Genomic DNA, 24,264 nt, shown 5'->3' with positions numbered 1-24,264 from the left:
ATCCCTGGCGCGCGGAATGAGCGCCTGACTCGCAACCCCGTGGACCTCGCGGCCTGAACGGGCTCGCCGGCGCTCCGGCCCGCGTCGCACCGCGCGGGTCACACCGGCACGCCCGTCACACCGCCGCACGACCACGTCGGCGCCGCCGCCCGGATGGGGAACCCGAGCGGCGGCGCCGACACGCCATTCACCGGTTCAGATCGTGTCCACCTCGGCGTACGGGAGACCACCCGAGAGGGTGGGGTAGCCGGGGCCCCGGTCGAAGAACGGCGCTCCCTCCGGCACGGCGGCCCGGAGGGAGTTCCGCAGTTCGGCGGTCCGCTCCTCGTCGATCCGCACATCGTCACGCGGGCCGTGCAGGACGACGCCGTACTCCTCCCTGGCGGCCTCGGCCGAGACCTTGCCGTCGCGGACGTCGGCGGCGACCGCCTCGGGGTCGCGGTCGTACGGCGAGCCCCACCCGCCGCCACCCGTGGTGCGCACCCGGACGATCTCCCCGGCGCGGACCGGGAAGTCGTCGACCAGGCCCTCCATCTCCTCACCGTCGACCGTGACGACGAACGGCCTGCCCGCCCGGCCTCCGTTGACGCCCCAGCAGGCCAGGATCGACCGGTCGGCGATCGACATGAACGACGCGTCACGCAGCATGCGGATGTGCTTGTCGTAACCCAGGCCGCCCCGGTACTCCCCCGGGCCGCCGCTGTCGACGGCCAGCCCGAGCCGCTCCACCCGGAACGGCCAGCGGGCCTCGGCGAACTCCACCGGGATGTTGCGCGAGTCGGGGACGACGTGGATCGTGTCCTCGCCGTCGGCGTACCACCGCCCGCCGGAGCCGCCGCCGAGGACCTCCCGCATCAGGTACGGCCCGTCATCGGAGTCGCCGTAGACGCCGGTGTACCTGATCGTCTCCTGGTCGGCGGGCATGCGGCCGCCGGTGGCCTTGGCCAGCACGCCAGCGAGCACCCCGAGCAGCCGCAGGATCACGAACGTCCGCGCGTTCGTCGGCGCCGGGAAGATCGGCGTCAGCAGCGTGCCCTTCTCCGGGAACACCATCCTGATCAGGGGGACGACGCCCTCGTTGACGTCGAGCTCGGCCATGCGTTCCGGGGTGTCGGCGAGGTTGCGCAGGATCGGCGCGAGCCACTTCTTGAGGAAGACGCCGTCCGCGTAGTCGCCCGCGTGGTTGATCGGCCCCTTGGCCTGCGGCGACGTCCCGGTGAAGTCGATCGTCAGCGGGACCTCGGCGGCGTGGTCCACGGTCAGCGTGATCCGCTGGGTGTGCAGCCGAGGGTCGTCGACGCCGTCGTGCTCGGCGTAGTCCTCCCAGACGTGGACGCCCTCGGGGATCTTCGCCAGCAGTTCCCTGCGGAACGTCTCCGTCGTCTTCGTGATGATCGCGTCGAAGCACGCCTCGACGGCATCCCTGCCGTACCGGTCGAAGAGCTCGCCCAACCGGCGGGACCCCATCAGGCAGGCCGAGCACTCGGCGTCGAGGTCGCCCGCGAGGGAGTCGGGCATCCGCGAGTTACGCGTCATGATCGTCAACGCGGCGCGGTTCGGCACGCCCTGGTCCCACAGCTTGATCGGAGGGACCATCAGGCCCTCCTCGAAGGCGCTGCGCGCGTGCGAGGGCATCGAGCCGGGCACGGCGCCGCCGATGTCGTCGTGGTGGCCGAACGCCTGCACGAAGGCCACCACCTCCCCCTCGTGGAACACCGGGACGGTCACGCACAGGTCCGGGAGATGACCGATCCCACCCTCGGACAGATAGACGTCGTTGTGGAAGAAGACGTCGCCGGGCTTCATCGTGTCCAGGGGGAAGTCCCGGACGATCGGCTGGACCAGCGCCGAGTACGACCGGCCGGTCAGCTTGCGGAGCCGTACGTCGTGGATCCCCGCGCGGAAGTCGTGCGCGTCACGGATCATCGGCGAGCGGGCCGTCCGCGCGATCGCGGTCTCGACCTCCTTCTCGACCGAGGCGAGGGTGCCCTCCACGATCTCCACGAGTACCGGGTCCGCCAGAGTCATCTGCTCGCTCCTCGTCATCGGTCGCTCACCAGGACCAGGTTTCCGTGGTCGTCCACCGTGGCGGTGAAGCCGGGGTGGACGGGCAGGGTGGAGCCGTACTCCTCGATGACGGCCGGGCCCCTGACGACGGCGCCGGCGCCGAGATCCGCGCGGCGGTAGATCACGGTGCGCCCCCACTGCTCGTAGAACACCTCGCGGGTCGCCACCGGGCTCGCCTCGGCGACCTGCTCCGGTACGCGGGCGATGGCGGGACGCGTGATCGGGCCGATGCCGGAGACGCGCAGGTTGACCCATTCCACCGCGTGCCGGGGATCGTCGCGGTAGCCGTACCCGTAGAGCTTCTCGTGCTCGGTGTGGAAGCGCTCGACCACGTCCGCGCACCACGAGTCGTCGATCGCGCCGCCGGGGGCGGGCACCCGGACCTCGTACGCCTGGCCGTAGTAACGGAGGTCGGCGCTGCGCGCGTACACGTGGTCGGCGAAGCCCTCGCGGTCGAGCGCGTCCGCCGCCTGGGCCTCCAGCTCCGTGTAGATCGCGGAGAGCGCGTCCGGCGCGGGCGTCCGGGACACGTGCGTACGGACGTAGTCGTTCTTGACGTCCACCGTGAGCAGCCCGAAAGCGGAGACGTTGCCCGGGTTGGGCGGGATCACCGCGGCGGGCAGCCCGAGGATGTCGATCAGGCGGCAGGCCAGCAGCGGGCCGGACCCGCCGAACGCCACCATCGGGAAGTCCCGCACGTCGAGCCCGCGCTTGACCGTGATCTGCCTGATGGCGTTGGACTGGTTGAAGGCGCTGATCTCCAGGATGCCGGTGGCGCAGCGCTCCGGCGTCAGCCCGAGCTTGCCCGCCAGGGCCTCGATGCCCGCCCTGGCCGCGGCCACGTCGAGGGGGATCTCGCCGCCGAGCAGGTGCGGGGGAACCCTGCCGAGGAAGACGTGCGCGTCGGTGACGGTCACCTCGGTGCCGCCCCTGCCGTAGCAGAGCGGCCCCGGGTCGGCTCCCGCGGACTTCGGCCCGACCTTCAGCGTCCCCTCGGGCGAGATCCACGCGATCGACCCGCCGCCCGCGCCCACGGTGACGATGTCGATCATCGGGATCTTGCAGGGGTACCGGCCGATGCTGCCCTCGGTCGTCAGGGACGGCTCGCCCTCGACCACCACGGCGACGTCGGTGGAGGTGCCGCCGCCGTCCAGGGTGATCACGCTCGGCCGGCCGGCCGTACCGGCGATCAGGGCGGCGCCGAGCGCGCCCGCCGCAGGGCCGGACAGGACGGTCGTGATCGGCTGGTGCACGACCTCGGCGGCCGACAGCACGCCCCCGTTGCTCTTCATGATGGAGAACCCGCGGCCGAGCCGGTCGGACAGGTTCTGGATGTACCTGCGCATGACCGGCTTGACCGCGGCGTCGACCAGCGTGGTCACGGACCGCTCGTACTCCCGGTACTCCCGGAGCACCTCGCTCGACAGCGAGACGACGGCCTCCGGATGCTCGCGTTCGAGCACCTCTCTCATCCGGAGCTCGTGCGCGGGGTCCATGTACGAGTGGAGGAAGCAGACGCCGATCGCGGTGACACCGTGCTCCTTGAACCAGCGGGCCGCCGCCACCGCCTCGTCCTCGTCGAACGGGCGGACCTCCCGGCCCAAGTGGTCGAGCCGCCCGCCCACCGTCCTGACGCGATGCACCGGGACGATCCTGGGCGGCTTCACCCAGAAGTAGGAGTTGCCGTACCCGTCGGGCACACTCTGCCGGGCGATCTCCAGGAGGAACTCGAAGCCCTCCGTGGTGACGAACCCGAGATGGGCCGTACCATCCGCACGGTCCTCCAGAAGCTGGTTGGTCGCCACCGTCGTGCCGTGCACGATCCCGGACACAGAGTCCAGTCCCGGGTCCAGTCCCGGGTCCAGCCCCATGTCCGGGCCCTCGGGGTCTCCGGCGTGGAGCTCCAGCACTTTGTGAACGCCTGCCATGAACCCGTCGGCCGGATTGGCAGGAGTCGAGGGAGTCTTGGTCGTAACGATCTTGCCGGTGTGCTCGTCCACCAGAACCACGTCGGTGAACGTGCCTCCGGTGTCGACCCCGATGCGGACGCTAGGCATGTTCCAGTGTCTACAGACCCGCACCGACGGCGGGAACCGGCGCACTCTGCCGAAGAATCTGCCGAAGAATCGGCGAATCCTCGTCACAGGCTGCCGCACCGTACGTCTCCGCGGGAGCCGGGCGTGGATCCCCGCCGGTCAGGGCCGACGCCGCCGGCGGGAACCCGTCGCCCGGGGGCGGCACAGGGGCCCGGGGGCGGCACAGGGGCCCGGGGGCGGCACAGGGACCGGTTCAGGCCACCGTCCAAGCACCGCCCAGCGCCGCCCGGCGCCGCCCAGAACGGCTCAGGGGCGGCGCGGCCAGCGGGCCACGGCCTTCCCGCCGGGTGCGCGTCCCATGATCTCCTCGATGTTCTGGGCGCCGACGTACGCCGCCATGCGCATGGCGCGGTCGTTGACCCGGCGCAGCTCCGCCTCGACCTTGGCCTTTCCCGACTGGCCGCTCTGCACGCCGAAGTACGCGCCGGTGAGCGTTCCCACGACTCCGGCGAGACCGGCGAAGAGCGTGCTCGCCTCGCCCGTGGTGATCACGGCGACGCTGAAGCCGACCAGGGTGACCACGAGACCGGTGAGGACCACATAGAACCCGTAGCGCCAGCGGGCGGCCTCCGCCTCGGCCGCCGCCGTGTCGTCGGCGATCATCATCGCCTCCAGCGCGCTCGACGTGTCCGGCTGCTCCTCGGGCGTGGCCATCAGCACCTCCTGGGGTTCGAGTGAAGAAGAATGTCCCATGTTGCTCCCAATCACGCCAACAGCTCTGCCCTCCAGCACACGGGGATATCGCGATCGAGCCGCCCTCATATGATCATCGTCTCTAAGATCACAATGTACGGCCGGGCATCCTGAGGACGATACGGCGGCCTCCCATACGCCATGCGACGAGCCCGGGGCTCCTCCCCCCGGGCGTACACGCTCGCCCGCGAGATCGAGACCATGGAGAGGACGGGCGGATGAGGCGTGATCGGGTGACCCGCCACCGGGTCGCCGCACTGCTCGCGGCGGCGATCGCCCTCACGGGGTGCGCCGAGACAGCGGATCCGTCGGCGGAGGCGGGCAGGAGCGGTCCGGGCAGGACGGCGGGTGGAACGGCAGATGGAACGGCGAGCGCACCGGTCTCCCCCGGCGTCGCCACCGCGAGACCGGGTCGTCCGATCCCGTCCGCCGAGCCGACCGGCGGCACACTCGACCTGTCCCGCATCCAGTCGAGCGCGCTCGACTACGACCCGGTCCCGTCGCCCGAGGCTCTGGCGGCCATGAAACCGATCGTCGCGGTGGGCGAGGTCGACGGGTGGCAGCGGGGGCCCACTCTCGGCGTCCTCCCGGGCGACCCGCCCGTCTCCTACGTTCTGATGAGGGTCCGCGTCACCTATCCGCTGAAAGGCGTCAGGACGACTCCATCCCTCCGCGGCGGTGTGATGTTCATCGAGTTCGAGCGGGCGTACAAGGAGTCGGTCGCGGACTTCGAGGAGGCGATCCCGACCGGTACCCGGGTGCTCGTGTTTCCGCGGGAAAGGCCGCCGTACAACATGGGGATCCGCTCGCAGGGAGACCCCCTGCCCGACGGGGCGAAGATCATGGCCGTCCACCCGCAGGGCCTCGTCATCGAGGACCCCGGCCTCGTCTGCCAGGGTGCCGAGCGCACCCTCGTCGGAGGGTACGAGCCGCTGACGGGCGGGAGCAGGGCCGCCTGGCTCGAACCCCGGACCATGGACGAGATGATCGACCGGCTCAGGCGGTACGGCTTCTCCGAAGAGCCTCCCCCGCGTCCGAAGGCGAACATGATCGCCTGCCGCTTCTCTGCCACCTCGGCCGCCTCGGCCGCTCCCCGGGTCCGCTGATCCCGGAATCGCCGGACTTCCGAACGGGCGTTCCGGACGGGAGCACCGTCTGGGAACCTTGCCACTAAGCTGGCGCCCCGTGACTGATCTGTCTGCCTTGTCTTCTTCGCCAAATCAGGGCCTCCGGGACGCCGTGCTCAAGTTCTTCTACGGCCCCATGGACTGCGGCAAGTCCACCCTGGCCCTGCAGCTGAACTACAACCACCGGCGACAGGGCAGGCGCGGGCTCGTGCTGACCAAGCACGACCGTTCGGGCGAGCCCCGGATCACCAGCAGGATCGGCCTCGGGAACGAGGCCGTGGAGGTCGTGGACGGCCTCGACCTGGTCGAGCTGGTCGCCGCGCACGACCGCATCGACTATCTGATCTGCGACGAGGCGTGCTTCTACAGTGTCCGGCAGATCGAGCAGCTCGCCGATCTCGTGGACGACCACGGCATCGACGTCTACGCCTTCGGCCTCGCGTCCGATTTCAGGTCCCAGATGTTCCCTGCGGCGCAGCGGCTCTTCGAGCTCGCCGACGAGGTCTCCCGGTTGCAGGTGGAGGTCCTGTGCTGGTGCGGCCGACCGGGCATGTTGAACGCCCGCGTCGTCGGCGGGGTCATGGCCAGGACGGGCGAGCAGGTCGTCATCGCCGACACCGGGGCCGGCGCGCCCGCCGCAGAACCGGACGGCGCGGCCGAGACCATGGTGCACTACCGGGTCCTGTGCCGCCGCCACCACCGTACGGGCGACCTCGGCGAGCCGTCACCCGCCGAAGCCGCGGCGGGCCGGGAGGCCCACGTCTGACCGGGCTCCGCGCGAGGACGGCACCGGGACCGTCCTCGCCGCCCGGCGGGGCCTCGCGCGCCGGGCGTGCCCTCCTCCGCCGGCCTCACTCGGCCGGCGTACGTCGGAGAAGCGGGCGTACGTCAGAGGAGACGGCCGACCCCGCCCAGCACGTAGCCGCCCCTGCTGTGCTCGATGAACTCGTTGTCGTTGCGCCAGTCGGCGACGTCCACCAGCCCTGGTGAGAGCAGCTCGAACCCGGTGAAGAGTTCCGCGATCTCCTCCGGCGTACGGTCGTTGAGCGCCGCGGTCGACTTCTCGTACACGCGCCGGGTTTCGCCGATGGTCTGCTCGGTCAGCCGCCCCTGAGTGCCGTGGGCGATCACCATGTAGCTGCCCGGCGCCATGAGCTCGCGGAAGTACGCGACCGCCCGCGCGGCCTCGTCGTCGTCGACGAAGTGCAGCACGCTCACGAACAGCACCGCCACCGGCTGGCTGAAATCGATGAGGTCACGGGTGATGGGGCTGTCCGTGATCTTCTCCGGATCACGCATGTCGGCCTCGACGACACCGGTACGGCCGCCGTTCCTGAGCAGTGCCCGGCCGTGGGTGGCGACGATGGGGTCGTTGTCGACGTAGACCACGCGCGCCTCGGGGTCGACCTCCTGGGCGACCTCGTGCACGTTGCCCCGGGTGGGGATCCCCGCGCCGATGTCGAGGAACTGCCGGATGCCCGACTCGCTGAGGAAACGCACCGCCCGGCCGAGGAAGTCGCGGTTCTGGCGGATCACCAGGCGCCCGTCCTCACCGACCAGCGCCAGCAGCTTCTCGGCCGCGGCGCGGTCGACGGCGAAGTTGTCCTTGCCGCCGAGCCACCAGTCGTAGATCCTCGCGACGCTCGGAACGGTGAGGTCGATGCCGCGCGGCGCGCTCTCGTCCTGGCTCACTTTCTCTGCCCCCTGTGCCTCTCGTCGACGTGATGGAGATCCCTCAGCCGATCCCACCTGCCGACGGTGTCTATATCCGCCTATAGGGGATCAGCCGATCGCATTTCGGTCGTGCGCGGAAGTAGCCCGGCAAGGGTGTGACGAGATCTTGATGTGACACGGTCCTCCCGCGGTTCCGCCCGGCCGTCAGACCGCGCAGAAACCGTCGTCGCAGGCGTCGCCGTCCCCCTGGGCGCTTCCCTGGGGATCCTGCTGGGCGACGGCGACCGCCGTACGGGCCCGGACCTCGCGGAGGGCGGCGAGCAGCGTCTCCACGGGCTGGGCGCCCGAGACCGCGAACTGCCCCTCGAACAGGAACAGCGGGACGCCGCTGATGCCGAGGTCGCGAGCGCGGGCCAGTTCGGCGCGGACCTCCTCGGCCCCCTCGCCGGTGTCCGTGACGCCGAGCTCCGCGGCCAGCTTCGCCAGCGTGGCGGCGTCGCCGACGTCGAGGCCCTCCTCGAAGTGCGCGCGGAAGAGCCGCTCGGCCGCCTCCGCGCCGTGCCCGGCGCGCTGCGCCAGCCAGATCAGCCGGTGGGCCTCGAAGGTGTTGGCCTGGATCGCCCGCTCGAAGTCGATCTCCAGGCCGTCCTCGGCCGCCGCCCGCGCCACCCGCGCCGTCATCTGCGCCACCTGGGCGGGCCCGCCGAACTTGCGCGCCAGCGCGGGCAGCAGCGGCTCCCCGTTCGAGACCGCGTCGGGGGCGAGCTGGAACGGCCGGTGGGCGATCTCGACGTCGCCGTCGAAGAGCCGCACCGCCTTCTTCAGCCGGGCGTGCCCGATGTAGCACCACGGGCAGACGACGTCAGAGAAAATCTCAATCTTCACGATCTGCTCTAACCGGCCGCGAAACCGCGCCATTCCCGCCGACCGCACCCGGAATCGGCCCTCTGGACCCATCCATCAGGCCCCGGGATCACCGCCTCCGAGGTCATCGCCTCTGGCGTCCCAGGACCCACCCGATGACGGCGCTCCCGAGCGCGACGCTCGCGCCCATGCCGAACGCGGCGAGCATCGACCACGGCGGCACGCCGAGGCGCGGCTGCCGCGCGGCGCCCGGCGTCTCGCGGGTGAACACCTGCCCGGCCTCCACCTGGTACGGCACGGCAGCCCCGGCGCCGACCGCCGCCGCCACCTCGGCCTGGTCACCGGCCGCCACCACCGCGACCGGCGCGCCCCCGGCGACCACCGGTTCGAGGACGGCGGCCACACCGGACAGGAGGTGTTCCTCGACGGCCGAGAAGAACTCGCCGGCGGTCTTCTTGGCGACCGAGCCGAGCATCCGCTGGCCGACTCCGCCGATCATGCCGCCGACGACGGCGTCGGCGTCGTAGTCGACGCGGGTGCCCTCCTCGACCTCGCTCAACCGGATCCGCACGGTGGCGTCGACGGTGCCGGGCGCGCCCTGGCCCCGGGCGCGCAGCACGAACCGCTCCGGCTCCTCGGGGTCGGACAGCGCGACCTCACCCTGGTAGAGCCCCTTGATGGAGGCCACTCCGGCGGTCACGGTCATCTTGTAGACGTCCTCGCCGACGGCCTCGAGCCGCTCGCATCCGGGGATCGTCCGTACCAGGACGCCCGGATCCTGCAGGGCGGTCCAGACACGGCCCCGTTCCACACCGAGTACGGCGCTTCCCGTGATTTTCACACCATCACTCCTTCTGGCACCCCTTGTGGCTCCGGAGACTAAGGACTCCCCGGCAGTGCGGATAAGGGCAACATCTGCCCACTCCCATGATCGGCCCTCGTCAGGTCTCTTCACGCCGGACGCCCGAATCATGCGATGATCACGCGCCTGTGGGCGGCATCGGCCATACGCCCTATAGATCCAATTGCGCGAAGATTGTCGGTCATGAAGGGCAACCGGCGTCTGACAGGCGTGATCATCGGACTGACACTGGCCGCGGGATGCGCGGAGGGCGGCACCACGCAGGCGGAGTCGACGGCCCCGGCGAAGGCGCGTTCCCCCTTGACCGCCACGTCCCCCTCCGCGTCGCCGACGCCCCGTGCGGCACTCCCCCGGCCGGGTGAGGTCGCGCGGATCCCCAGGCCGGCGGAGGGGATCCCGGTGGTCAGCAGCATTCCCACCAAGCGGAAGGTGGTCTTCCTGACCATCGACGACGGCTGGGAGCAGGATCCCGGTTTCCTCAAGCAGGTACGCGATCAGCGGATCCCGATCACGGTGTTCGCCATGCGGGACGCGGTCGAGGCCACCGGGTCCCCCGACGCCGCCTCCGGGGGAGGCCGGTATGTGGGCGCGGGCAAGTGGGACTACTTCCGGGACCTGCGGGACGCCGGGGCGCCGATCGAGAACCACACGTTCAGCCACCCCAACCTGTGGACGCTCGGCTACGAGAGGCAGAAGGCCGAGATCTGTGGGATGTCCACGCTCATCCGCAAGGAGATCGGGCGGCGCCCCACGCTGTTCCGCCCGCCGTTCGGCAACCACAACGCGGCCACCGCGCGGGCGGCCGGGGAATGCGGCATCAAGGCGATCATGATGTGGACCGCGACCGTGCAGCCCGGCGGCAAGATCGCCTACCAGGTGCCGGACAAGAAGCTGCGCCCCGGGGACATCCTGCTGCTGCACTTCCGGCCGAACATGGCCAGGGACTTCCGCGTACTCGTCAACAAGATCAGGCGCCGGGGGTTCGAGATCGGCGACCTGCGGGCGTACATGCGGGCCGGTGGCGTACCGGTCTCCTGACATCGGGGAGGAGCCGGTCCCTCGAACAGGATCATGGAAAAGATCGCGGAAGGGACCGGCGAAGGGAGGCGCGGAAGGAGTCGGCGGAAGGCCGCCCCGCTCCGCACGAGCCTGCAGAAGATCACACGGCACCGTCCCTCGCGCGACGTACCGCGGAATCACCCCAGCGGCGGACGCCGGTTTCGCGTGACATGTCCATTATTGAGACCAAGCCTCCCAGGAGGCGTTCCCGGAGAGTCGGGCCACTGGTCCCTTCAATCCAGGACCGTACGGCCCGCATTCTCTGTATCGAACGGGACAAGTGCCGCGAACGCGGATCATGGGGGCATCGATCCGTGTGACAAAGATCTCGCGGCACAGTCGTCCCACCAATTGCTCTACAGGCTGTAGTACTACTGTTAGTAGAACTACGACTTGTAGAGCTCCGGCACCCGCGAGGGGGACATGGACGCGCTAGACCTGGCACGGTGGCAGTTCGGGGTGACCACCGTCTATCACTTTCTGTTCGTACCGCTGACGATCGGTCTCGGCGTCTTCGTCGCCGGACTGCAGACCGCCTGGTACCGCACGGGCAAGGCCCACTACCTCAGCCTGACGAAGTTCTTCGGCAAGTTGTTCCTGATCAACTTCGCGATGGGCGTGGTCACCGGCATCGTGCAGGAGTTCCAGTTCGGCATGAACTGGAGCGAGTACTCGACCTTCGTCGGCGACGTCTTCGGAGCGCCCCTCGCGCTGGAGGCGCTGCTCGCCTTCTTCCTTGAGTCGACCTTCCTCGGCCTGTGGATCTTCGGCTGGGACCGGCTTCCCAAGCGGATCCACCTGGCGGCCATCTGGGCCGCCGTGATCGGGTCCAATTTGTCGGCATATTTCATCCTTGCTGCCAACGCCTGGATGAAGCATCCGGTCGGCTACGAGGTGGTGAACGGCCGGGCCAGGATGAACGACCTGTGGGCCGTCCTCACCAACTCGACCGCGCTCGCCCAGATCCCGCACGTCGTGGCGGCGGCGTTCGTCGTGGCCGGCGGTTTCGTGCTGGCGGTCAGCGGCTACCGGATCCTGCGCGAGCGGGGAGTCGGGCTCACCGGCAGGCCCGTCACGGGAGCCGGGTCCGCCATCGACGGCGACACCACGGTGCCACTGCGCCGCCGTACCGACATGTGGCGGACGAGCCTGCGCGGCGCGCTGGTCATGACGGCCCTCGCCGGGGTCGTGGTCGCCGGGACCGGCGACCTGTCCGGCCAGCTGCTGCGCGAGCAGCAGCCGATGAAGCTGGCCGCGGCCGAGGGGCTCACCCGGGACACCGACGGCGCGCCCTTCTCCCTCGTCCCCGGCGTCGAGGTGCCGGGCATGCTCAGCCTGCTCGCCGCCCACGACCCCGGCGCCACGGTCCAGGGCGTGGACGACATCCAGCGGAGGTACGAGCAGCAGTTCGGCCCGGCCGACTACACGCCGAACCTGCCCGTGGTCTTCTGGTCGTTCCGCGTGATGATCGGCTTCGGCATGGCGACGGTCGGCCTCTCGGTGCTCGGCCTCTGGCTGACCAGGAAGCGGCGCGGCCGTGCCGGCGGAAGGCGTACCAGGAACCTCGGCGGAACCGGCGCGGGCAGCGCAGGCGTGGGGAACGGCGCGGCGCCGCCGGTGCCGTCCTGGTTCGCGCGGGCCTGCGTCCTGGCGCTCCCGCTGCCGACGGCGGCGATCATCGCGGGCTGGCTGCTCAGCGAGATCGGGCGCCAGCCGTGGACGGTCCAGGGTGAGCTCCTCACGGCCGCGAGCGTCTCGCCCGGGGTGAGTCTCACCGAGGTCGCGATCTCCCTGAGTGTCTTCACCGTCCTGTACGGCGTGCTCGCGCTGGCCGAGGCGGTCCTGATGGTGCGCCATGTGAAGGCCGGTCCCGAGCAGCCGCCCGCCACGCCCGACCACGCCATCGCCGCCGCCGACCCCGACGCGGTGCGGCGCACGCCGACCCTCATGTACTGAGGAGACACACGATGACGACGTTCTGGTTCATAGTGATCGCGTTCCTCTGGACGGGCTACTTCGTTCTGGAGGGGTTCGACTTCGGCGTTGGGGCGCTGCTCCCGCTGCTGTCGCGGTCGGAGGCCGACCGCCGGCAGGTCATCGGCACCATCGGGCCCGTCTGGGACGGCAACGAGGTCTGGGTCATCACCGCGATCGGCGCGATGTTCGCCGCCTTTCCCGCGTGGTACTCGGGCCTGCTCAGCACCTTCTACCTGCCGATGTTCCTCATCGTGGTCGGACTGATCGTGCGCGGAGTCGGCCTGGAGTGGCGCGGCAAGGTCCGCTCAGGAGCGGAACGCGCGCTGTGCGACGCCGGGATCGTGACCGGCAGCGTCCTCACCGCCTTCCTGTGGGGCGCGGTCTTCGGCAACCTCCTGTACGACACGGCGCTCGCGACCGTCCTCGGCGGCCTGCTTTCCCTGTCGGTCGCGATCCTGCACGGTGCGGTGTTCGTGACGTTGAAGACGTCGGGACCGGTCCGCGCCCGCGCCCGGAACGCCGCCCTGGCCGCCGCGGCCGTGGCCGTCCCGGTGGGCATCATCGCGCTGCCCTCCGTCCCCGGATCGGCGATGGACGTCCCGAGCTGGTCGACCTCCCCCTGGCTGTGGGCCTGCGCGCTCCTCGCGATGGCGGCCCTGACGGCGGGCGTGGCCCTCGTCTGGCGGCGCCGCGAGGGCTGGGCGTTCACCGCCACGGCATCGTCGATCGGGCTGACCACGGCCGCGCTGTTCGGCGCCCTGTGGCCCGCGCCCCTGCCGGGTCTCACGCTGGCCGAGGCCGCCTCCGCGCCGTACACGTTGACGATGCTGACCTGGATCGGCCTGATCGCGCTCCCCGGCGTGCTCGCCTACCAGGCGTGGACCTACTGGGTGTTCCGCAAGCGCCTCACCGCGGACATTTCCGCTCATTAGATCAAGCGGATGATCAGCGACCATAACGCGGGATACGTTCTGCGGATGAAATCCTTATTGAGAGATGCCATAACGGAAATCCATACTGACGATATGGAGCGCACCAAGAAGATCACGCTGTCGGTCGAGGAGACCGTCGTGGAGCAGGCACGTGCCGCCGCCGAACGCGAAGGACTCTCCCTCTCGGCCTGGGTGACCCGGACGATGCGCCGTGAGGCGCTCGCCGCGGAGTCCGCCGCCGTGATCGCCGCCGAGCCCCGCATGCGGGAGCTCATCGGTGAGCACCTCGCGGCCAATCGCCGGGCCCTGTCACGAGCACTGGAAGGCACAGCGTGAGGCGTGGCGAGATCTGGCAGGCATTCGGTGAATATCACGTCCTGGCCGTAGGCGTACCCGAGATCTACGACCTGCGAGAGGACATCGCCGTGGTCCCTCTCGTCCCCGATGTCGGATTGACCGCCGCGACCCTGCCGAGAGTGGGCGAGCGCCTGGCGCACTGCGCGCTGCTCTCGGTGGTCAGCAAGAAGGAGTTCACCCGCAAGACCGGCGAGGCGCGGGATGCCGAAATGCGCGGCGTCTCGGAGGGACTGCGCCTCGTTCTGGGCCTCTGACACGGCCCTCTGACGTGTCCCTTTGACGTGTCCCTTTGACGACGGGCCGTCCGGGGCGGACGCCTCCGGCGGAAGGAACCTCCGGCACAATCCCCACTGCGGGCGGCGGGGGGGGGGGGGGGGGCCCCCCCCCCCCCCCCCCCACGTCCCTCCTCACCGGGCGAGTTACCGGGCGAGCCGCAGGCGCAGGGTGTGCAGGTCGGAGGGAGAGATGGGCATCCGGTCGATGGGGATGGCCTCCGCGTCCTCGACGGCGGAGGCGATCACGGCGGACACCGGGATGACCCCGGCCTCTCCCGCCCCCTTGATGCCCAGGGGATTGAGCGGCGAGGGCGTCTCCAGGTGGGCGGTCTCGATACGCGGCACCTCAGTGGCGTACGGCATGAGGAAGTCCATGAACGAGGCGTTCAGCAGTTGGCCGTACTCGTCGTAGACCATCTTCTCGTACAGCGCCCCGCCCACTCCCTGGGCGACGCCGCCGTGGATCTGCCCCTCGACGATCATGGGATTGATCAGCTTGCCGCAGTCGTGGACGACGGCGTACCTGAGGATCGTGATCTCGGCGGTCTCCGGGTCCGTCTCCACGATCGCGGCGTGCATGCCGGAGGCGAACGTCGACCTGATCGGCGAGTAGTAGTCCCGCCCCTCCAGTCCCGGCTCCTCCCCCTCGTCCACCGGCGGGCGGTCCATCGACGACGCGCCGGAGAACTGGGTGGCGCGCTTGGTCTCCTCGTCGAAGGCGTACCGCAGCGGGTTGGACAGCACGGCGACGGTGGCGAGAGGGATCGACGCGGACGGCGTTCCGGCGACGTGGACGATCCCGTCGGTGATCTCCAGGTCGCGCGGGTCGGCCTCCAGTGCGTCCGCGGCGATACGCAGCGCCTTCTCGCGGACCTTGCGGCAGGCGAGCGCGATGGCGTTGCCGCTCATCACCGCGGCGCGCGAGGCGAAGGTCCCCACGGCGTACCCGAAGCGGCGGGTGTCGCCGGTGACGACGGAGACCTTCTCGATCGGCACACCCAGCTCGGTGGCCGCGATCTGCGCGAACACGGTCTCGTGGCCCTGTCCCTGCGAGGTCAGGCCGGTCGAGACGTGCACCCGGCCGTCGGAGGTGACCTGCACATGGCCCCCCTCGTACGGGCCGACGCCGGTGCCCTCGACGTAGCAGCCGACGCCGATGCCGATCCTGCGGCCGTCGGCCGCGGCCCGCGCCTTCATCTCGGGGAAGGAGTCCCAGCCGATCAGCTCCTTGAGCATCCGCAGCGACTCGGGGTAGTTCCCGCTGTCGTAGATCAGCGGCCGGCCGTCCTGGAAGATCAGGCCCTGGTCGTAGGGGAACTCGTCCGGCCCGATGAAGTTGGCCGCCCTCACCTCGGTCCGGTCCCGCCCCAGGTAGGCGGCGACGCGGTCCATCGTCCGCTCCATGCAGAACACGCCCTGCGGGCGCCCCGCCCCCCGGTACGGCGTGACCTGCACCGTGTTGGTGTAGATCGAGGAGAACTCCACCCGGTAGGCACCGATCTTGTACGGCCCGAGGAGCTGGGTGGAGGTGATGATCGGCACGATGATCCCGTACGGCGTGTACGCGCCGTTGTCGTGCAGGATGGTCACGTCGAGGCCGAGGACGCGGCCCTCGTCGTCGAAGCCGACCCTGACGTGCTGCACCTGGGCCCGCTCGTGGGCCGACGAGACGAAGTGCTCCCGCCGGTCCTCGGTCCACTTGATCTCCCGGTCGAGCAGCCGGGCCGCCCAGGGGATGAGGATCTCCTCCGGCCATGGGTGCACGATCTTCACGCCGAAGCCGCCGCCGACGTCGGGCGCGATCACCTCGACCTTGGGCAGCGGCAGGCCGAGCTTGGCCGCGACCGCCATCCGCACGCTGGTGGACGTCTGGGTGGACGAGTAGACCCGCAGCGACTGGTCGTCGGCGTCCCAGCGGGCGTACACGCCCTTGCCTTCCAGCGGCATGCACGCGCTGCGTTCGATGTCGAGCCGGAACTCCAGGGTGTGCGGCGCGGCGGCGATGGCCTCGGCCGCCGACCGGCCGTCCCGGGACGGGACCTCCTGCACCATGTGCGCGCCCACGTTGCCGGGCACGTCCTCGTGGACCAGGTGGACGCCCTGGACGGCCTCCTCGACGCCGACGACCGGCTTGAGGAACTCGTACTCGACGTCGATCAGTGCGCAGGCGTCCTCGGCGATGTAGCGGTCCTCGGCGACCACCATCACGATGGGCTCGCCGACGTGCCGCACGACGTCCTTGGCCAGCGGGTACGCCGTACGGCCGTGGGTCAGCGCGGGATGCGGGATCAGCAGCGGCAGCGGCTCGGCCAGCGCCCCGGGGAGGTCCTCCCAGGTGTAGATCGCGACCAGGCCGTCCACGTCCAGCGCGGCCGAGACGTCGATGTCGCGGATGCGGGCGTGCGCGTGGGGCGACCGGACGAAGGCGGCGGCCAACGCGCCCGGCCCGAGGTCGTCCAGGTAGCGGCCCTGGCCGGTGACCAGCCGGGCGTCCTCGCGCCGGCGGACCGGTTCGCCGAAGAGCTTCGTCGTCACGCCGTGTTCCCTCGCTCCCCTGAATCGCCGGACCCGTTCTCCGCCTGGAGCAGCCCTGGCTGGGGCTCCGTCGGGAGCTCCGCCTGGATCTCCGCGGCCCGGTGCACGGCCTTGACGATGTTCTGGTAGCCGGTGCACCGGCACAGGTTGCCGGAGACGGCCTCCAGCACCTCCTCGTCGGTCGGCGTCGGGTTCTCCCGCAGGAACGCGGTCGCCGTGCAGAGGAAGCCCGGGGTGCAGAAGCCGCACTGGAGGCCGTGGCATTCGGTGAAGGCCCGTTGCACGGGAGACGGCTCGCCGTCCCTGGCGAGACCCTCCACCGTGGTGATCTCGTGGCCGTCGACCGTGACGGCGAACGTCAGGCAGGACCGTACGGGCTCGCCGTCGAGCAGCACCGTGCACGCTCCGCAGACGCCGTGCTCGCAGCCGACGTGCGTGCCGGTCAGTCCCAGGTCGTGCCGGAGGCAGTCGGACAGCAGGCGCCGCGCGGGCACCTCCGCCTCCCTGACCACGCCGTTGACCACGAGCGTGATGGCGTATCGGGTGGTTGCGTCACTCATGAGCCGCCTCCGTTACCGCGTTCCTCGCGGCGTCCTTGAGCGCCCGCTCCGCCAGCACTCCGGTGAGATGCCGCCGGTACTCGGCCGTCGCGTGGATGTCCTCATCGGGATCGATCCGATCCCGTACGGCCGCGGTGACCGCGTCCCAGGGGACGGACGCCGCGGGTCGCCTGCCGCAGGCGTCGGAGACGTCGACGACCACCGGTCCGGGGCCGACGCTGACGCAGGCGACCCGGGCGGAGACGATCCGCAGGTCCTCGTCGAGGGTGACGAGCGCGGCCATACCGGCCACGGCGTAGTCGCCGTGCCGCCGGGCGACCTCGCGGAACGCGGTGCCCGAACGCGGCGGAAGCGCCGGGAAGAACGCGGACACCGCGAGCTCGCCCGGTTCGATCGCCGATTCCATCGGCCCGATGAAGAAGTCCGCCGCCGCGACCTCGCGTTCGCCGCCGAGCCGCGCGAGCCGTACGGACCCGCCGAGGAGGGCGAGGGCCGCGGGCATCTCGGCGGACGGGTCGGCGTGCACGAGGCTGCCGACCACGGTCCCCCGGTTCCTGATCACGGGGTGCGCGACCAGCGCGAGCGCCTGGCGGAGGAGCGGCTGGACCGCCGCGGCCTCGGCCGAGCGCTCGACGGTCGCGTGCCGGGCCAGCGCCCCCACCCGGACGCCGCCCGCGTCGGCGGTGAGCGTGTCCAGCTCGCCGACGCGGTTGATGTCGACGAGCTGGGACGGCGCCACCAGCCGCATGTTGAGCAGCGGGATCAGGCTCTGGCCTCCGGCCAGGACCTTGCCGTGCGGCCCCGCCTCGGCGAGGGCCTCAAGGGCCTCATCCACCGAGACGGGGGCGTGGTAGTCGAACGGAGGTGGTTTCACGTGGTCGTCTTACTCCGAAGTGGTGGAGCCTGCCGCGGGGTCCCCGGCGGCAGGTCAGGTCGCGGCATCCCTCTCGAATCCGATCTCCCCACCGGAGACCTCCTTCCTCGGGCCGCGTGCGATGGCACGGAGCAGGTGGTAGCCGCCGAGGACCACGATGGTGCCCAGGGCGATGCCGGCCAGCGCGAAGTCGCCGGCGATCTGGTGGGTGACCGGGCCGATCGCGAGGATGATCCCGGCGCCGACCGGCACCATGTTCACCGGGTCGGAGAAGTCCACCCGGTTCTCGATCCAGATCTTCGCGCCCAGCAGGCCGATCATGCCGTACAGGATGACGGTGATGCCGCCGAGCACGCCGCCCGGCGTGGCGGCGATGAGCGCGCCGAACTTCGGGCACAGGCCGAACAGGATCGCGATGACGGCGGCGACGTAGTAGGCGGCGGTCGAGTAGACCCGGGTCGCCGCCATGACACCGATGTTCTCGGCGTACGTGGTGGTGGGCGAGCCGCCGACCGCGGAGGCGATGACGGTGGCGGCGCCGTCGGCGGCGACCGCCCGGCCCATGTACGGGTCGACGTCGGCGCCGGTCATCTCGCCCACGGCCTTGACGTGGCCGACGTTCTCCGCGATGAGCGCGATGACGGCGGGCAGCACGAGGACGATGGCCGAGACCTTGAAGTCGGGGGCGTGGAAGTTCGGCAGCCCGATCCAGTCCGCGCTCGCCACCGCGTCGAAGTTCACCCGCGGATGTGTGTCGATCTGCCCGGTGCCCGCGTTGTACGCGGTGATGTTCCCGAAGACCTTGTCCGCGCCCCAGGAGAGGACGAACCCGAAGACCAGGCCGAGCAGGATGCCGATCCGGCCGATGAACCCCCGGAACAGCACAATGATCAGGAAGGTCGCCAGCATGGTGATCAGGGCGATCCAGTGGTCCTGCGGCCAGTAGACGTCGGCGACCACGTAGGCCAGGCCGAACCCGATCAGCATGACCACCGCGCCGGTGACGACCGGCGGGAAGATCTTGTGGATGATCTGTACGCCGAGGTAGTGGATCGCGACGCCGCACAGGGCGAGCACGACACCCGCGATCAGGATCGCGCCGGTGACCGTGGCGCTGTCCCCCTGCGCGGCGCGAATCGCGACCACGCCGCCGACGAATGACGCGCTCGTGCCGAGGTAGCTGGGGATCTTGCCCTGCACGATGAGCAGGAACAGGATCGTCGAGACACCGGACATCATCACGGCCACGTTCGGGTCCAACCCCATGACCAGGGGGAAGACGAACGTCGCGCCGAACATCGCGATCACGTGCTGGGCGCCGAAACCGACCATGCGCGGCCAGCTCAGTCTTTCGTCGGGTTTTACCACCTCGCCCGGTGGCAGGTTCTTCCCGTCGCCATGCAACTTCCAGCCGAAAGCCATGCAAGCCCCTCTTTTACCTGGGCCGACGTCCGGTGGCCACCCCGCGGGCTTCCAGCGCGGCACTGCTTTGCGGGCACATTAGGCCCGCGATTCCCATTACACACGGGCATCTTGTGCCAAACCAGAGGCGATCCGCAGCAGTCATGTTGCGCACCGGGCGCCGGGCGGGGCGGTGAACGTCACATCACGTCGTCAACGGGTGGACGCGCCCGTTCACGAGGCGGCGACGACCCGGATCTCGAAGCCCTCGCCGGTGACGACCTGGCCGGCCCGGATCTTGCACGCCTTGCGCAGCTCGACCGCGCCGTCCACCCGGACGTTCCCCTCGGCGATGAGGTGCTTGGCCGCCCCGCCCGAGTCCGTGACGTAGCAGTACTTGAGCAGGTCGCAGAGCGGGATGTAGTCGTCGTTCAGCTCGAATGTCTCTTTCACCGCGCCAGCTTAGGACGTCCCCGCCGCGCGGTACGGCTCAGCGGACGGTTCAGCCGTACGGCTGAGCGGTACCGGTCAGCCGTACCGGTCGGACGTGCGGCTCAGATGCCGCGCATGCGCAGGACGTGCAGCGCGAGGGTCAGGTTGAGCCGCAGGTGGGCGTCCTCGGTGAAGTTGCCGAGCATCCGCTCCAGCTTCCCGATGCGGTAGCGCAGGGTGTTGTAGTGGAAGTGCAGCCTCCGGGCGGTCTCCGCGACGTTGAGATTGGTCTCCAGCAGCACCTGAAGCGTCCGGCGCAGGTCCGCGTTCTCCACGTCGTCGTCCCCGGCGAGCGACCCGAGCGTCTCACGGACGAAGGCGTGCAGCTCATCCGTGTCGTTCACCAGCGAGAGCAGCCGGTAGACGCCCAGCTCGTCGAAGTGCGCGACCGCGCCGCCGCCGTGCAGCTGCCGGCCGACCCGCGCGGCCTTGAGCGCCTGGCCGTACGCGCCGGGGAGCAGGTCGGCGCCCCCGGCGACCCGGCTCAGGCCGGTGGAGAACGTGCAGTCGGAGACGGCGGCGAGGGCGTCCCTGGCCAGCCGGATGGTGTCGATCCCCGCTCCGACGACGGCGACGACCTCGTGGGAGAACCCGGCCACCGCGCCGCGCGGGTCGTACCTGCGAACAGCGGACTGCCAGGCGGTGAGCATGCGGTCCTGGGCGGGGCGCTCCTCGGCGTCCGGGTCGATCTCGGCGACCAGGACGCTGACCGGGCGTTCCAGGTCCCACCCGAACGCGCGGGCGCGCTCGGCGACCCGGGTGCCGCCCCTGCCCGTGAGCACGTCGCGCAGGAAGTCGGCGCGGTACTTGCTCTCGACGGCGGTCACCGCCTCCTGCTTGGTCACGACGAGGGCGGCGACCGTGGCGGCGCGCTCCAGGATGCCGATGTCGCTCGGGGTCAGCGCGCCGGAGGCGCTGAACGCCACGATCCTGCCGTGATGGTGCCCGCCCGCCACGACCGGCACCACGGCGTGATGCCCGTCGGACGCCGTGACCGGCGCGATGGAGCTGGACGGTACCCGCGTGCCCGGTGACGGCTGTTCCGGAGGCGCTCCCACGGTGAGGCAGGTCTCGCGCAGCGCCGCCACCTGCCCGGCGTCGCCGGCCGAGGCCAGGATCTGGCCTCCGGCGTCCAGCGCGGCGACGGCCACGTCGAGCAGCCCGGCGACCTCGGCGGTGACCTCGCGCATGCCGCCTCCGGCGAGCACGATCTGGACCAGCGCCCGGTGCGCCTCCTCGGCCCTGGCCAGGAGCCCGGCCTGGCGGTTCAGGATGTCGGTGAGCACCTGGTTGAGGATGTCGTCGAAGCCCACGTCGTTGGGAAGCAGGATCAGGGGGAACCCGAGCCTGTCGGCCTGCTCGACCATCTCCTCCGGCAGCTCGTCGAGGTACCGCCCAAGCTTGATCGCCAGCGCGGCCAGCCCGCGTTCGTCGAGATCCGCCACCAGCCGGTCCAGCGACTGTGGAGTGTTGCGCAGTGGATAGCCCGTGGTGAGCAGCAGCTCGTGCGGTTTCACCCAGGCCAGGATGTCGGGCACCTCCATGACGTTGAGGCGCTGCACGATGCGGTCGAGGCCGCGCTTTCCCGCGATCAGACGGGCGTCCGCCAGCGTCGACACGCCCAGCACCTCCCCGACGGACACGCCGTGGAGGATGGTTCCTGTGCTGGCCAGCCTCATCGCCGGCGCGGCGGGATCGATCGTCATCGTGCGCTCCGGGGTTGAGCTTCGGGGGATATGTACGGCTCAGGCCGATTGTGCCGAACAATCCGACTGTCAGGAAGAGCCAAGCATTTGGCCCACTGTTGGCAGCTTTCTCCGTACGGAGCTCAGGGGCGGCGTTCTAGCGTCGGCTCTGACGCGCTCAACGGGAGGTTCGATGACTGTCGACACACGTCCGAGAGCGCGGCGCTCCCCGGCACGTCCGCCGGGAGGCGTGGGAGGTCGCACCCAGATCGGGGGGGCCGCCAGCGTCGCGCTGCGCCCGGCGCTCGAATCACCGCGCCGTCCCGCCCGCGTGCTGGCGGCGTTCCCGCTCGCGGTCTATCTGGAGGTCAGGAGCGAGTGGGAGCCGCACGTCATCGCCCTGGTCAGCGGGGAGGCCACCCGCCTGCCCAACGCGGTGGTGCTGTCCGGGCCGCTCGACCGTCTTCCCCTGGGGGACGAGTGCTGGGTCGGGGAGGGCTCCATCGGACTGGGCGGCGTCGCTGTGCGGGTCCGGCGCTGGTGGGATCCGGCGCCGCCGCTCGGCGCCGCCGATCCGGCCCGCCTCGCGCGGGCCTTGCCGCTACTCGACGACATCTGCGTACGGGCGCAGCGGCAGCCGGGCCTGGACGTCACCGGCGCCCCCGGGCTGCTCTCCGCCGGGTGCCGGTCGGGTTCCCTGGTGGACGGCATCATGGCGGCGGAACGACTGCTCGGTCTCGGGCCGGGGCTGACGCCCAGCGGCGACGACATGCTGTGCGGGCTGCTGGTGACGCTGCGCCATCTGGGCCTCGCCGCGGCCGCCCCGCGCGCCGTGTGGCTGGCCGACTGGCTGGCCGCGGCGGTGACCTACGACGCCCGCGCGCGGACGACGCCCATCTCCGCCACGCTGCTCCACTGCGCGGCGCGCGGCGAGGCCAGTTCGGAGGTGCTCGGCGTGCTGCGCGGCGTCGCGGGACAGCAGCCGCTCGACTCGGCGGTGCACCGCCTGCTGCGCCTCGGGCACACCTCCGGCGCCGACCTCGCCTGGGGCGTGCGCACGGGCCTGGCCGCCGTTCTCGCGCTGCGTTCGTGGCCCGCGGGCCGTTCCTGCGGTTCGGAGAACGGCCTGGACATCGGCACGGACATCGGGGACATCGGTACGACAGGCGGCACGGCGATCAGCACAGCGGGTAGCGCATCGGGCAGTACGGCATTCAGCACGGCATTCAGCGCCGGAAGCCGCGGGAGGAAGCGTCCTTGAACGATCTGGTGGAAGTACGCGCGGGGGTCTACCACGACTCGGTGAGCCTGATGCGGGTCAGCCAGGCGCTTGCCGGGCGGCCAGGGGTGAGCGTCGCGATCGTCGCGATGGCCACCGAGCTCAACGTGGGTCTGGCGTGCGACGCGGGCTTCTCGGTGCCCCCGGCCACGCCGGGCGATCTGCTCGTCGCGATCAGGGCCTCGTCGGAGGACGCCGTACAGGAGGCCGCGTGCGAGCTGGAGCGACAGCTCGCGGCCCGGGGCGCGGCGAGCGGCTCGCGAAGGGAGGAAGCACCTCCGCGCACCACGCGGTCGGCGGCTCGCGCGGCGGCACGGTCCGCGGCACGGTCCGGGGACGCGACGGTCGCCCTGGTGAGCGTGCCCGGGGAGTATGCCTTCCTGGAGGCCGTCGACGCCGTCGAGGCGGGGATCTCCGTCATGATCTTCAGTGACAACGTCCCGGTCGAGCAGGAGATCCTCCTCAAGGACCGCGCGCGGGAGCAGGGCGTCCTCGTGATGGGGCCCGACTGCGGGACCGCCGTGATCGGCGGTGCGGGGCTCGGCTTCGCCAACGTGCTCCGGCCGGGCCCGGTCGGCGTCGTGGCCGCCTCGGGTACGGGAGCGCAGCAGGTGACGAGCCTGCTCGACCTGGCCGGCGTGGGCGTGAGCCACCTGCTCGGGGTGGGCGGGCGCGACCTGTCGGCCGAGGTGGGCGGACGCTCGACGATCCAGGCCCTGCGCGCCCTCGACGCCGACCCCGCCACCGAGCTGATCGTGCTCGTCTCCAAGCCGCCCGCCGCCGAGGTGGCGCGGGCCGTACAGGATCTGGGGCTCGGCACGAAGGTCGTCGCGGCGCTGCTCGGGCCGGGCCAGGACGACCTCACGACCGCCGTGGAGCGGGTGCTGGGCGCCCTCGGTCGCGAGGTGCCCGAATGGCCCGCATGGCCCGCATGGCCCGCGTCGCCGGCGGAGCACGCCGTCTCGGAGGGCACATCCGGGCCGGCCGGCGACGCGGTACGGGGGCCGCTGCGCGGGCTGTACTCGGGCGGCACGCTCTGCACCGAGGCCGCCCTGATCGCCGGGACGGGCGAGTTCACCGACTTCGGCGACGACGAGTACACGCGGGGCCGCGCCCACCCGATGATCGACCCGACGCTCCGCCTGGAGGCGCTGGACGCCGTCGAGTCGGGGGTGGTCCTCCTCGACGTGGTGCTGGGGCAGGGCGCCGACCCGGATCCGTCCGCACGGCTGGCGCCGGGCGTCGCGCGGGCGTGCGAGCGCGGCGTCGCCGTGGTGGTCGCGCTCGTCGGCACGGACGGCGACCCGCAGGGCCTGCGCGCCCAGGCGGCCCGGCTGAACGAGGCGGGCGCCGCGGTGTTCACGTCCAACGCGGCGGCCGCGCGCCACGCGCGTGAGCTCGCGCGCGCTCACGCCGGTGCCTGAGACCGCCGTCCCCGTGCGACCCCTGGAGACG

General features: G+C 71.0%; 21 protein-coding genes. 9 read left to right on the top strand and 12 right to left on the bottom strand.

The window, feature by feature from the left end; genetic code table 11:
- Positions 1-195: 195 nt before the first annotated feature.
- The 3 genes from AB0I59_RS05465 to AB0I59_RS05455 form a co-directional block, all read right to left on the bottom strand.
- Complete coding sequence (locus tag AB0I59_RS05465) at positions 196-2,028, bottom strand: hydantoinase B/oxoprolinase family protein (RefSeq protein ID WP_082776831.1); 1,833 nt, start codon at positions 2,026-2,028, stop codon at positions 196-198.
- A 14-nt stretch (positions 2,029-2,042) separates the two neighbouring features.
- Positions 2,043-4,124: a hydantoinase/oxoprolinase family protein gene (locus AB0I59_RS05460; protein WP_358130317.1), complete on the bottom strand. Its 2,082-nt coding sequence runs from the start codon at positions 4,122-4,124 to the stop codon at positions 2,043-2,045.
- 285 nt (positions 4,125-4,409) lie between these two features.
- Positions 4,410-4,817, bottom strand: a complete 408-nt coding sequence (locus AB0I59_RS05455) for a hypothetical protein (RefSeq protein WP_061255405.1) — start codon at positions 4,815-4,817, stop codon at positions 4,410-4,412.
- A gap of 257 nt (positions 4,818-5,074) precedes the next feature.
- Between AB0I59_RS05455 and AB0I59_RS05450 the strand changes: the two genes are divergently transcribed.
- Positions 5,075-5,962: a hypothetical protein gene (locus tag AB0I59_RS05450; RefSeq protein WP_358130314.1), complete on the top strand. Its 888-nt coding sequence runs from the start codon at positions 5,075-5,077 to the stop codon at positions 5,960-5,962.
- Positions 5,963-6,095: 133 nt separating this feature from the next.
- Positions 6,096-6,749 carry a thymidine kinase gene (locus AB0I59_RS05445; protein ID WP_082776830.1) on the top strand — a complete coding sequence of 218 codons (654 nt, stop codon included), beginning with the start codon at positions 6,096-6,098 and terminating at the stop codon, positions 6,747-6,749.
- Between the two features lie 122 nt (positions 6,750-6,871).
- Here AB0I59_RS05445 and AB0I59_RS05440 read toward each other — a convergent pair whose 3' ends face one another.
- From AB0I59_RS05440 to AB0I59_RS05430, 3 genes are all read right to left on the bottom strand, one after another.
- The gene (locus tag AB0I59_RS05440; RefSeq protein WP_358130310.1) at positions 6,872-7,675 is read right to left on the bottom strand and encodes an SAM-dependent methyltransferase; all 804 of its coding nucleotides are present in this window, start codon (positions 7,673-7,675) and stop codon (positions 6,872-6,874) included.
- A 186-nt stretch (positions 7,676-7,861) separates the two neighbouring features.
- Positions 7,862-8,542, bottom strand: coding sequence for a DsbA family oxidoreductase (locus AB0I59_RS05435; RefSeq protein ID WP_061255401.1), 681 nt, complete (start codon positions 8,540-8,542; stop codon positions 7,862-7,864).
- A 103-nt stretch (positions 8,543-8,645) separates the two neighbouring features.
- Positions 8,646-9,362 (bottom strand): SRPBCC family protein, encoded by a 717-nt coding sequence (locus AB0I59_RS05430; RefSeq protein WP_358130307.1) that lies wholly within the window; start codon positions 9,360-9,362, stop codon positions 8,646-8,648.
- Between the two features lie 204 nt (positions 9,363-9,566).
- Here AB0I59_RS05430 and AB0I59_RS05425 point away from each other — a divergent pair, with 204 nt between their 5' ends.
- The 5 genes from AB0I59_RS05425 to AB0I59_RS05405 all read left to right on the top strand — a co-directional run bounded on the left by AB0I59_RS05425 (position 9,567) and on the right by AB0I59_RS05405 (position 13,962).
- A complete protein-coding gene (locus AB0I59_RS05425; RefSeq protein ID WP_061255399.1) occupies positions 9,567-10,421 on the top strand; it encodes a polysaccharide deacetylase family protein in 855 nt (284 codons plus the stop codon).
- A gap of 444 nt (positions 10,422-10,865) precedes the next feature.
- Complete coding sequence (locus AB0I59_RS05420; RefSeq protein ID WP_061255398.1) at positions 10,866-12,398, top strand: cytochrome ubiquinol oxidase subunit I; 1,533 nt, start codon at positions 10,866-10,868, stop codon at positions 12,396-12,398.
- 11 nt (positions 12,399-12,409) lie between these two features.
- Complete coding sequence (cydB, locus tag AB0I59_RS05415; RefSeq protein WP_061255397.1) at positions 12,410-13,351, top strand: cytochrome d ubiquinol oxidase subunit II; 942 nt, start codon at positions 12,410-12,412, stop codon at positions 13,349-13,351.
- Between the two features lie 93 nt (positions 13,352-13,444).
- Positions 13,445-13,687 carry a DUF6364 family protein gene (locus AB0I59_RS05410; protein WP_061255396.1) on the top strand — a complete coding sequence of 81 codons (243 nt, stop codon included), beginning with the start codon at positions 13,445-13,447 and terminating at the stop codon, positions 13,685-13,687.
- Positions 13,684-13,962 carry a hypothetical protein gene (locus AB0I59_RS05405; RefSeq protein ID WP_061255395.1) on the top strand — a complete coding sequence of 93 codons (279 nt, stop codon included), beginning with the start codon at positions 13,684-13,686 and terminating at the stop codon, positions 13,960-13,962. The genes AB0I59_RS05410 and AB0I59_RS05405 overlap by 4 nt, the downstream gene beginning before the upstream one ends.
- 165 nt (positions 13,963-14,127) lie before the next feature.
- Here AB0I59_RS05405 and cutA read toward each other — a convergent pair whose 3' ends face one another.
- The 6 genes from cutA to AB0I59_RS05375 form a co-directional block, all read right to left on the bottom strand.
- Entirely contained in the window at positions 14,128-16,518 is a 2,391-nt protein-coding gene (gene cutA, locus AB0I59_RS05400; RefSeq protein ID WP_061255394.1) for an aerobic carbon-monoxide dehydrogenase large subunit, read from the bottom strand.
- Positions 16,515-17,078, bottom strand: coding sequence for a (2Fe-2S)-binding protein (locus AB0I59_RS05395; RefSeq protein ID WP_082776828.1), 564 nt, complete (start codon positions 17,076-17,078; stop codon positions 16,515-16,517). Before AB0I59_RS05395 ends, cutA begins: the two co-directional genes overlap by 4 nt.
- Entirely contained in the window at positions 17,071-17,952 is an 882-nt protein-coding gene (locus tag AB0I59_RS05390) for an FAD binding domain-containing protein (protein ID WP_061255393.1), read from the bottom strand. Before AB0I59_RS05390 ends, AB0I59_RS05395 begins: the two co-directional genes overlap by 8 nt.
- 54 nt (positions 17,953-18,006) lie before the next feature.
- Positions 18,007-19,374 carry a uracil-xanthine permease family protein gene (locus AB0I59_RS05385; protein ID WP_358130299.1) on the bottom strand — a complete coding sequence of 456 codons (1,368 nt, stop codon included), beginning with the start codon at positions 19,372-19,374 and terminating at the stop codon, positions 18,007-18,009.
- A gap of 213 nt (positions 19,375-19,587) precedes the next feature.
- Entirely contained in the window at positions 19,588-19,806 is a 219-nt protein-coding gene (locus AB0I59_RS05380) for an RNA-binding S4 domain-containing protein (RefSeq protein ID WP_061255391.1), read from the bottom strand.
- A gap of 101 nt (positions 19,807-19,907) precedes the next feature.
- A complete protein-coding gene (locus AB0I59_RS05375) occupies positions 19,908-21,551 on the bottom strand; it encodes a PucR family transcriptional regulator (protein ID WP_061255390.1) in 1,644 nt (547 codons plus the stop codon).
- A gap of 229 nt (positions 21,552-21,780) precedes the next feature.
- On the opposite strand from AB0I59_RS05375, the gene AB0I59_RS05370 reads away from it, so the two are divergent.
- Both AB0I59_RS05370 and AB0I59_RS05365 read left to right on the top strand, forming a co-directional pair.
- Positions 21,781-22,791: an oxamate carbamoyltransferase subunit AllH family protein gene (locus AB0I59_RS05370; protein ID WP_358130295.1), complete on the top strand. Its 1,011-nt coding sequence runs from the start codon at positions 21,781-21,783 to the stop codon at positions 22,789-22,791.
- Positions 22,788-24,233 carry an AllF/FdrA family protein gene (locus AB0I59_RS05365; RefSeq protein ID WP_358130293.1) on the top strand — a complete coding sequence of 482 codons (1,446 nt, stop codon included), beginning with the start codon at positions 22,788-22,790 and terminating at the stop codon, positions 24,231-24,233. The genes AB0I59_RS05370 and AB0I59_RS05365 overlap by 4 nt, the downstream gene beginning before the upstream one ends.
- Positions 24,234-24,264 lie beyond the last annotated feature (31 nt).

Source organism: Microtetraspora glauca (assembly GCF_040656155.1).
Lineage (GTDB): Bacteria > Actinomycetota > Actinomycetes > Streptosporangiales > Streptosporangiaceae > Microtetraspora > Microtetraspora glauca.
This window is presented reverse-complemented; position numbering and strand designations above follow the sequence as displayed.